9 protein-coding genes and 1 pseudogene are annotated in these 8,660 nt (G+C 71.4%); 6 read left to right on the top strand and 4 right to left on the bottom strand.

Annotation, left to right across the window (positions count from 1 at the left end):
• Positions 1-454: DUF998 domain-containing protein (locus GJ634_RS12630; RefSeq protein WP_157503162.1), on the top strand; the 454-nt coding region annotated here is incomplete at its 5' end.
• A gap of 46 nt (positions 455-500) precedes the next feature.
• Positions 501-782, top strand: a complete 282-nt coding sequence (locus GJ634_RS12625; protein WP_157503160.1) for a PadR family transcriptional regulator — start codon at positions 501-503, stop codon at positions 780-782.
• On the opposite strand, the gene GJ634_RS12620 is transcribed toward GJ634_RS12625, so the two are convergent.
• Together GJ634_RS12620 and GJ634_RS12615 are read right to left on the bottom strand one after the other, a co-directional pair.
• Positions 783-2,264, bottom strand: a complete 1,482-nt coding sequence (locus GJ634_RS12620) for a sodium:solute symporter (protein ID WP_157503158.1) — start codon at positions 2,262-2,264, stop codon at positions 783-785.
• Complete coding sequence (locus tag GJ634_RS12615; RefSeq protein WP_157503156.1) at positions 2,261-2,470, bottom strand: DUF3311 domain-containing protein; 210 nt, start codon at positions 2,468-2,470, stop codon at positions 2,261-2,263. Before GJ634_RS12615 ends, GJ634_RS12620 begins: the two co-directional genes overlap by 4 nt.
• A 215-nt stretch (positions 2,471-2,685) precedes the next feature.
• Between GJ634_RS12615 and dnaG the strand changes: the two genes are divergently transcribed.
• Positions 2,686-3,972 (top strand): DNA primase DnaG, encoded by a 1,287-nt coding sequence (gene dnaG, locus GJ634_RS12610; protein WP_157503154.1) that lies wholly within the window; start codon positions 2,686-2,688, stop codon positions 3,970-3,972.
• A gap of 3 nt (positions 3,973-3,975) precedes the next feature.
• On the opposite strand, the gene GJ634_RS12605 is transcribed toward dnaG, so the two are convergent.
• On the bottom strand, positions 3,976-5,298 hold the full coding sequence (locus tag GJ634_RS12605; protein WP_331714164.1) for a DUF92 domain-containing protein: 1,323 nt from the start codon (positions 5,296-5,298) through the stop codon (positions 3,976-3,978).
• A gap of 134 nt (positions 5,299-5,432) precedes the next feature.
• Between GJ634_RS12605 and GJ634_RS12600 the strand changes: the two genes are divergently transcribed.
• The gene (locus tag GJ634_RS12600; RefSeq protein ID WP_331714163.1) at positions 5,433-6,041 is read left to right on the top strand and encodes an undecaprenyl diphosphate synthase family protein; all 609 of its coding nucleotides are present in this window, start codon (positions 5,433-5,435) and stop codon (positions 6,039-6,041) included.
• Positions 6,042-6,100: 59 nt separating this feature from the next.
• Here the strand turns inward: GJ634_RS12600 and uppS are convergent, their stop codons facing one another.
• Complete coding sequence (gene uppS / locus GJ634_RS12595; RefSeq protein ID WP_157503150.1) at positions 6,101-7,009, bottom strand: polyprenyl diphosphate synthase; 909 nt, start codon at positions 7,007-7,009, stop codon at positions 6,101-6,103.
• A 200-nt stretch (positions 7,010-7,209) separates the two neighbouring features.
• Here uppS and GJ634_RS12590 point away from each other — a divergent pair, with 200 nt between their 5' ends.
• On the top strand, positions 7,210-7,626 hold the full coding sequence (locus GJ634_RS12590) for a DUF5778 family protein (RefSeq protein ID WP_157503146.1): 417 nt from the start codon (positions 7,210-7,212) through the stop codon (positions 7,624-7,626).
• A gap of 126 nt (positions 7,627-7,752) precedes the next feature.
• Positions 7,753-8,660: pseudogene (locus GJ634_RS12585) on the top strand (Lrp/AsnC family transcriptional regulator); the annotation flags it as partial.

Raw genomic sequence — 8,660 nt, 5'->3', positions numbered from 1 at the left:
CGGCGCGGCGAGCGCGCCCGCGGCGTCCCAGGCGGTGTTCAACGGGACGATGGTCGTCGCCGGGCTGGCGATGGCGGCCGTCGCCCCGCTCCTCCGCGAGGTGTACGACCAGTCGCTGCTCACGGGCGTGTTCGCGGTGGCCGGCGTGGGCGTCGTCGGTGTGGGCGTCTTCCCGACCCAGACCGGTATTCTACACGTCATCGCCGCGACTATCGCGTTCGTCGGCATCGGGGTGGCCGCGCTCGTCGCGGCGGCGACGACCGTCCGCGGGGCGATGCGGTACGTCTCCGTCGCGCTCGGCGTCGCGGAGCTCGTCGCGTTCGTCCTGTTCGCGACCGTCGGCGGCGGGACGCCGCTCGGCATCGGCGGCCTCGAGCGGTGGGTCGCGTACCTCGGGCTGGCGTGGGTGCTCGCGTTCGGCGGCTACCTGCTCGGCGCCGCGGACGCGCGGTAGCGCCGGGACCGTCAGCGGTTTCTCCACCTCCCGACAACGGGCGGCCATGAGCAAGTGGCTGTCCTCGGGGCTGCGCCGGGACGTCTGCGTCGTCGTCGCCAGCGAGGGCGACCCCACCAAGCAGTCGGTCAAGCGCGCCATCGAGCGGAAGAACGACGAGCGCATCCGCCCGAAGCGGTTCAACGGCGCGGTGAACAAGCTCGAGGACGCCGGCATCGTCGAGCGCGAACCGGACGGCGTCCACGACCGCCTGCTGCTGACGGACGCGGGCGAGCAGCGCCTGCGCGAGCACCGCGAGTGGGTCGCCGAGCGCCTCGCGGACTGGTAGCTAGTCGGCGGCCTCGAAGTAGACGCTCGCGTCCTCGCTGGTCGCCTGCGCGGTCACCGCGGAGACGCCGACCGTGAGCACGAGCCCGACAGCCATGCCGACGACCGGGGGGAGCCAGCCCCAGTAGGCGTCCGCGAACACCGGGAAGCCGCCGACGTACACCGTGGGGCCGAACACGGTCACGAGGTAGAACAGCTGGCTGCCCGCGACGCCCGCGAGCATCCCCGAGCGCGTCGTGTTCCGCCAGTAGAGCGCGACCCCCACGGGGAGCGCGAGCTGGGCGAACCCGCCGAACGCCGTCTCCCCGATGGAAACGAGCGTGCCGGGCGTGAACAGGCTCGCGACGAACGTCGCCGACGCGAACACGACGACGCCGATGCGACCCAGTTTGTTCTCGTAGCTCTCGCTGGCGTCGGCGTTCACGAACGGTCGGTAGAGGTCCCGCGTGAAGTACGACGCGCCCGACAGCAGCATCGAGTCCGAGGAGCTCATCATCGCGGCGAGCGCGCCGGCGACGACGAGCGCGGCGAACCAGCCCGGCGTGTACTCCGCGAGCAGCACCGGGAGGACGTTCCCGCCGTCGGGCATCGCGAGGCCGACGCCCTGCGCCCACGACCCGAGCAGGAACGCGGGGACGAACAGCAACACCACGAGCACTGGCCACAGCGCGAACGTGCGCTTGAGGACCTTCTCGGACTTCCCGACGAAGAACCGCTGGTTCACCTGCGGGAACATCGTCACGCCGAACGCGATGCCGACGGCCTGCGAGAGCATCCACTGCGGCGAGTAGACGCCGCCGCCGAGCGCGCGGAACTCGTCGGGCATCGCGGCGCCGATGCCGCCGGGTTCGGCGGCGAGCGCGCTCGCGATCCACGCGAACGCCAGCCACACCATCGACAGCATGAACACGCCCTGCAGGGTGTCCGTCCACGCGACGCCGCGCATCCCCGAGAGCACGACGTACGCGATCATGAACAGCGTGATGAACCCCGCGCCGGCCCAGTACGGCACCAGTCCGTCCGTGAGCGCCTCGAGCGCGGTGCCGGCGCCGACCTGCTGTAACATCACGTACGGGAACAGCCAGAAGATGCTGACGCCCGCCACCAACCCCCTGAGCGTCTTCGAGCCGAAGCGGTCGCCGAGCATCTCGCCGAGCGTGACGTAGCCGTGCGCGCGGCCGAGCAGCCACTGGCGGTAGCCCAGCAGGTACCAGAGGAGGCCGAAGAGGACGCCGTCCATCAGCCCCATCACGAGAATCCACTCGGGGCCCGACGAGAACGCGGTGTTCGGGCCGCCGAAGAACGTGAACGCCGAGAGGAGCGTGGCGAACGTCGTGAACAGCAACACGCCGGTGCCGAGGCCGCGGCCCGCGAGGTAGTAGTCCTCGGCGGTCCGGTCGGTGACGCGGTACGCGACGGCGCCGACCGCGAGCGCGACCACCATGTACGCCGCGACGATGCCGACTTCGAGGAGGGCGCTCATTTCGCCACCCCCGCGAACGTCCCCCAGTCGCGGCGCGCGAACGCGGCGAACGCCGCCGCGGTGACGACCATCCAGCCGACGTGCCACCACACCCAGACGGGGAGGCCGGCGACCATCGAGGCGTCGTTCCACAGGAACCACGGAATGGCGAGGGCGACCAGCACGACGAACGCTACTCCCCAACCGAGAGCCGAACGCGACACCATGTTACTGCAACGTGTCTACCAAACCCGGATAAATGTTGCTGAAAACCTCTCGAACGAACTCTATAGAAAATTTTTCTCCTATCTTCGGTAGCGTACCCTTACCGTCTCGAAGCAGCGGTTCGTGGATTCGGGGGACTCGTAGACGGCCCGTTTCGAGCGCCGTCACGACAGCTATTTCCCGGACGCCTCCATAGTTCTAGGAGAGAACAGTACTGATGGAGGACACCGCGAAGTACCTCATCCACGCGGACTTCGTCGCCGACGGAGTCGTCGAGCGCACGGACGTGGTCGGCGCCGCCTTCGGGCAGACCGAGGGCCTGCTGGGCGACGACCTCGACATCCGGGACCTGCAGGACTCCGCGAAACTCGGCCGCATCGACGTCTCCGTCGACAGCGAGGGCGGCCAGTCCTTCGGCACCATCACCATCGCGTCGAGTCTCGACCGCGTCGAGACGGCGACGCTCGCGGCGGCCCTCGAGGCCGTCGAGCGCATCGGCCCGTGCCGCGCGCAGGTCGAGGTCGAGCGCATCGAGGACGTCCGCGCCGCCAAGCGCCGGGAGATCGTCGACCGCGCGAAGGAGCTGCTCGCGTCGGCGTTCGACGAGGGCGCCATCGACTCCGAGGACATCCTCCGCGAGGTCCGCGAGAGCGTCCGCGTCGAGGACGTCACCGAGTACGAGGGGCTGCCCGCCGGCCCGAACGTCGCGTCCAGCGACGCCGTCCTCGTCGTGGAGGGCCGCGCGGATGTGGTGAACCTCCTCCAGTACGGCATCAAGAACGCCGTCGCCGTCGAGGGGACGAACGTCCCCGACGCCGTGGCGGAACTCACCCGCGACCGCACCGCGACGGCGTTCCTCGACGCCGACCGCGGCGGCGACCTCATCCTCCGGGAGCTCCGGCAGGTCGGCGACCTCGACTACGTCGCGCGGCCGCCCGACGGCGAGTCCGTCGAGGACCTCTCCCGGGGCGCCGTCGACGTCGCGCTCCGCGAGAAGACGCCCGCCGACTCCGCGAAGCTCGTGAGCGAGCGCGACGAGGAGACCCCGACCGAGGACGCGACCGAAGCGCCCGCGTCGGCCGTCGAGCCGGTGCAGGCCGACGAGGCGACGGCGGCGACCGACGGCAGCGCGACGCCCGCGCCCGCAGCGACCACCGCGGGCGCGGTGCAGACCGAGGCGGAGACCGCCACCGAGCCGGCCGAGTCACCCGAACCCGCGTCGAAGACGGTCGGCGACCACGTCGACGACGTCGTCGGCTCCGGGACGATCCGGCTGCTCGGCGACGACCTCGACGTGCTCGCGGAGGGCGACGCAGACGACGCGGCGTCGGTCCTCGACGCCGCCACGCCGGTCCCGCGAGTGGTCGTCCTCGACGGTCCGGTCACGCAGAAACTCCTCGACGTCGCCGCCCAGCGCGGCGTCGCGAAGCTCGTCGGCACGAGCGCCGGCGAGTTCGTCAAACAGCCCGCGGGCGTCCGCGTCCACACCGCCGACGACTACTGATTCTCAGGCGACGCCGACCAGCAGCGCGAGCGCGCCGCCGGCCACGCCGCCGGAGAGCGTCGCGAGGAAGTTCACGCCCTGATTCCCGACGACGCCGCCCTCGATGACCGCGCCGGCGACGCTGTCCGCGGTCATCCCGACGAAGCCCGCGGCGACGACGACGCCGACGCCAGCGAGCCCGAACCCGAAGACGGCGACGCAGATGGCGGCGATGAGCGCGGCGCCCGCGAGCCCCGCGAGCTCGCCCTGCCACGTCACCGCGCCGTCGGTCCCGGGTTCGACGCGCTCGAAGGTCGTGACGAGCCGCGGCGTGTCGAAGAGCCCGCCGACCTCGCTGGAGAGCGTGTCCGCGAGCGCGGTGGCGACGGCGCCCGCGTACGCGAACTGGTACGCGAGCCCCGACAGCGGCACGTGGGCGTGTGCGGCGTACAGGAGGAGCGCGAGGAGCGCGGCCGCGGAGTTCCCGAGCACGTTCCCGGTGCCGCGGGCGCCCTCGTTGTCCTCGGCGACGCCGCGTTCGAGCTTCTGGTCGTAGCGGAACTTCGTGGTGAGGCTGCCGATGGCGAAGAACGCGATGAGCACCACGAACCAGCCGTAGTCCCCGAGCACGACCGCGAGCAGCCCGAGCAGCACGCCCGTCAGCATCCCGGCGACGGAGGTGGCGTCCAGCGCGTACGAGACGTAGCCGAACGCGGAGGTGACGACGAGCGCGACGAGCACGCGCTCCCACGCGGTCGCCGCCGGCACGTCCGCGAACGGCGCGAGCACGGCGAACAGCCACAGGAGGAGCGCGACCGTCACGAGCACTACTGGGTCGTCGCGGCCGACGAACACCGACCGCAGGATTCCGGCGGCTAGCGCGCCGCTCGCCGCGAGGAACACCCACTCGGGGTAGGCCGCGGGGCGGCCGAGGAGCGCCGCGACGACCGCCTGCCCGGCCAGCGACGCGAGCGCGCCGAGCGCGACGAAGCCGACCATCGAGAGCGCGCGGTTCTCGCGCACGACGAGCACGAGCCGGCGCCCGAGGTCGCCGTAGCCGACGATGAGCACGCTCGCGACGAACACGCCCACGGGCACCTCGAACAGCGGCACGAGCAGGCCGACGCCGGATGCCGCCAGCGAGAACCCGACGAGCGTCCACAGCCGGCCCTCGCGGCGGTCCCGCGAGGTCGAGAACACCTCGAACAGTCGGCCCTCGGGGACGGCGGCGGCCGCCGCGGCGACGAGCACGAACGGGGCGGCGGCTGCCCGGCCGAGCAGCGGCGCGAGCAGCGACAGCGACGCCACGAGCGCGAACGCCGCGGCGCGCCGGAGACTCCAGTTCACGTCCGTCGTGGGTTACCCGGGACCGTACTTAACTTCCCCGAAGCGGGAACCGCGAAGTCCGCGCCCCGCCGCGCGTCGGGCCGGCCCGCGCTGAGACCCGCAAGGTTTTGGCCCGGGGCGGCGGAGACGACGGTGTGGGTCTCTACGACCGCTACCTCGCGCTCCGCGTGCGCCGCCACGACGCCGACGCCCCCGACCACGTCGCGCTCGTCATCACGGAGCGCGACCTCCTCGAGGCCGGCGCGTACGACACGCTCGCGGACTTCTTCGGCTGGGCGTTCGACTACGGCGCCGACCGGGTCACCGTCTACGTGAGCGTCCTCGACGAGGCCGCCGTCCCGACGCTGGAACGCGAGCTCGCGCGCGTCTCCGCCCCCCGCGAGGTCGCCGTCCGCGGCCCCGACGACGAAGCCCGGGCCGACGCCCCCATCCAAATCAGCGTCGGTCACGGCGGCAAACAGGAGTTCGCGACCGCCGTCCGGAGCGTCGCCGAGGCCGTCGACGCCGGCGAGATGGCCCCCGAGGACGTCGACGAGGACGTCGTCGAGGCCGAACTCGTCTTCCCCGAGGAACCCGACCTCGTCATCAAGACCGGCGCGGAGCGGCTCTCGGACTTCATGATCTGGCAGTCCGTCTACTCGGAGCTCTACTTCACCGACGTGAACTGGCGGGACTTCCGGAAGCGCGACTACCTCCGCGCGGTGCTGGACTACGAGAACCGGCAGCGGCGGTTCGGACGGTGAGCCCCGCGAACCGTCCGAAACACGGAATTTCTGATTTCCGGCGGTTCGGGCGGTGAGTATCAGTCCGCGGACCGGCCCTCCGCCTCGACGTCCTCGGGCGGCTCGGGGAGGTGGTCGCGGAGTTTGTCGAGGACGCGCCGCGCCTCCCCGACCTCGGTGCCGAGCGCGCGGACCAGCGCGAGCGCGCGCTCCGCTCGGGTGCGGCGCCACGACGCCTCCCGTGACTCGTACGTGCGGACGGCGCGCAGGAAGTCGGTCTTCGAGAACTCCGGCCAGTACGGCGTGCAGAAGAACGCGGCGGCCTCGCTGCCGTTGGCGTGCCACGGCAGGAAGTTCGACGTGCGCTCGTCGCCGCCCGTGCGCACGATGAGGTCGACGTCGCGGACGGGACTGGTTTCCAGTCGGTCTTCGATCTCCGCGACGTCGACGTCGTCGGGTTCGAGGTTGCCGTCGGCGACGGCTTCGGCGACCCCGCGGGCGGCGCCGAGGAGTTCCGCGCGGCCGCCGTACGCGACCGCGATGTTCAGCGTAAAGTCGTCGTAGCCGGCGGTGCGGCGGTCGGCGTAGTCGATGGCGTCCCGCACGCGCTCGGGGAGCATGTCGGTCTCCCCGATGGTGCGGATGCGGACGCCCTGCTCGTGGACGCGGTCGGCGTCCGCGAACTCCCGGAACTTCTCCGTGAGGAGGTCGAAGAGGTGCTGGCGCTCCTCCTCGGGGCGGTCGAAGTTCTCCGTGGAGAACGCGTACAGCGTGAGCTCCTCGACGCCGAGCTCGGCGCACCAGTCGAGGACGTCCTCGGTGGTCTCGGCGCCCTCGCTGTGGCCCTCGGTGGCGTCCTTGCCCCGTTCGCGGGCGTACCGCCGGTTGCCGTCCTGGATGACGGCGACGTGGGCGGGCGCGCCGTCGACCTCGTGGCGGAGGACGCGCTCGTAGCCGGCGTTCAGCACCGAACGGAGCAGCTCTCGCATCAGGCGTGAGGACGGTGGTCTCACGTATCAGCTTTCTGTTCGCTCGTCGACGTGGTCGGCCGGCTGGACATCTGGCTCTGCCGGTGCTGGTCGCGCGAGCCGGTTTGTTACGCGCCGGCTAACCGCGCCGAGCGCCGCGAATCGGGGCGTTCGGACGGCGAACCGCCACACGTATGGTACGCAAGCGTCTCGCCTCGGCCATGAGCGAGACGGTCAACGAGGACCTCTACCGGGACGCCGTGGAACTCCTGCGGCCGGGCGACATCGAGCTCGCGGGCGCGGTCGTCCACACGACCTACGACTCCAGCGCGGAGAGCATGCTCCACCAGCTCACCCTCGACGCGGGCGGCGCGGTCGCCGACCACGCCGACGTCGGGGACACGTACGTCTACTCGGGCAACGACAGCGACGAGTTCGGCGTGAACCAGCACCAGGGGCTCACCCTCGACGGCGACGAGTTCGTCTGGGAGTGCCAGCAGCTCCTCCGCGATGGCACGTTCGACCTCGTGCTGTACTGGGAGGCGACCGGCGAGGAGGACGCCATCCTCGAGGACATCCGCGGCCTCGACGGCGTCGAGCGCGTGGTCGGCGTCACCGAGGACGGCTTCGAACTGTAACCGAGCGGTCCGCGAGCGCACTCGATTCGGCCGTTCTCCCGGCTCGCTGGCCGCGCTGCGGGCCGCGATTCCCAGTTCGCGGCGTGAGTCGGGCCGTTTATGGTCCGCGCTCCCCCACTCGCGACTATGGATAACGCGGACCTCGACGACCGGGACCGCGCGGTACTGAACGCGTTTCAGGGGGGGTTCCCGGTCGTCCACCGGCCGTTCGAGCCGGCGGCGCACGCGCTCCGGTCGCGGGGCGTGGACGTCGACCCGGCGGGCCTGCTCGACCGCGTCCGCCGGCTGGACGAGGCGGACGTGCTGACGCGGTTCGGCGCGCTCATCAACGCCGAGGAGATCGGGGGGAACGCGTCGCTGGTCGCGATGCACGTCCCCGAGTCGGAGTTCGACGAGGTCGCGGAGACGGTCAACGGCTACCGCGAGGTCGCGCACAACTACGAGCGCGAGCACCCGCACCTGAACATGTGGTTCGTCGTGTCGGTGGCGGACGACGAGTCCGTCGAGGACGTGCTCGCGGACATCGAGGCCGAAACCGGCCACGAGACGTACAACCTCCCGAAGCAGCGGGAGTTCCGCGTGGAGGCGAAGTTCCTCGTTGACGGCCCGATTTCGGACGGGGACGTGGACCTCTCGCACCTCGGGCCGACGCCGGACCCGACGGACCGCGAGACGCTGACGCCCGCCGAGCGCGACCTCGTGCTCGAAGTGCAGGACGGCCTCCCGGTCGTGGAGACGCCGTACCAGGCGGTCGCGGAGGCGATCGACCAGGAGACCGACTGGGTGGTGGAGACGCTGCGGCGGTTCAACGAGGAGGGGAAGGTCCGGCGCGTCGGCGTCATCCCGAACCACTACTCGCTGGGGTACACGGAGAACGGGATGACCGTCTGGGACGTCCCCGACGACCTCGTCGGCGGAAGTCGGGCCCGCCGTGGCGAGCCTGGACTTCGTCACCCACTGCTACGAGCGGCCGCGCCACGACGGCGTCTGGGAGTACGAACTTCTTCGCGATGACCCACGGCCGCAGCGAGGAG

The sequence above is a fragment of the Halobacterium sp. CBA1126 genome, assembly GCF_009741975.1.
GTDB lineage: Archaea > Halobacteriota > Halobacteria > Halobacteriales > Halobacteriaceae > Halobacterium.
Note: the sequence above shows the minus strand (reverse complement) of the source record. Positions and strands in the feature narration are given on the sequence as shown.

Coding starts and splice junctions, on each gene's coding strand:
- GJ634_RS12625 (WP_157503160.1), top strand. CDS start 501: ATGAGCAAGTGGCTGTCCTCGGGGCTGCGCCGGGACGTCTGCGTCGTC.
- GJ634_RS12620 (WP_157503158.1), bottom strand. CDS start 2,264: ATGAGCGCCCTCCTCGAAGTCGGCATCGTCGCGGCGTACATGGTGGTC.
- GJ634_RS12615 (WP_157503156.1), bottom strand. CDS start 2,470: ATGGTGTCGCGTTCGGCTCTCGGTTGGGGAGTAGCGTTCGTCGTGCTG.
- dnaG (WP_157503154.1), top strand. CDS start 2,686: ATGGAGGACACCGCGAAGTACCTCATCCACGCGGACTTCGTCGCCGAC.
- uppS (WP_157503150.1), bottom strand. CDS start 7,009: ATGCGAGAGCTGCTCCGTTCGGTGCTGAACGCCGGCTACGAGCGCGTC.
- GJ634_RS12590 (WP_157503146.1), top strand. CDS start 7,210: ATGAGCGAGACGGTCAACGAGGACCTCTACCGGGACGCCGTGGAACTC.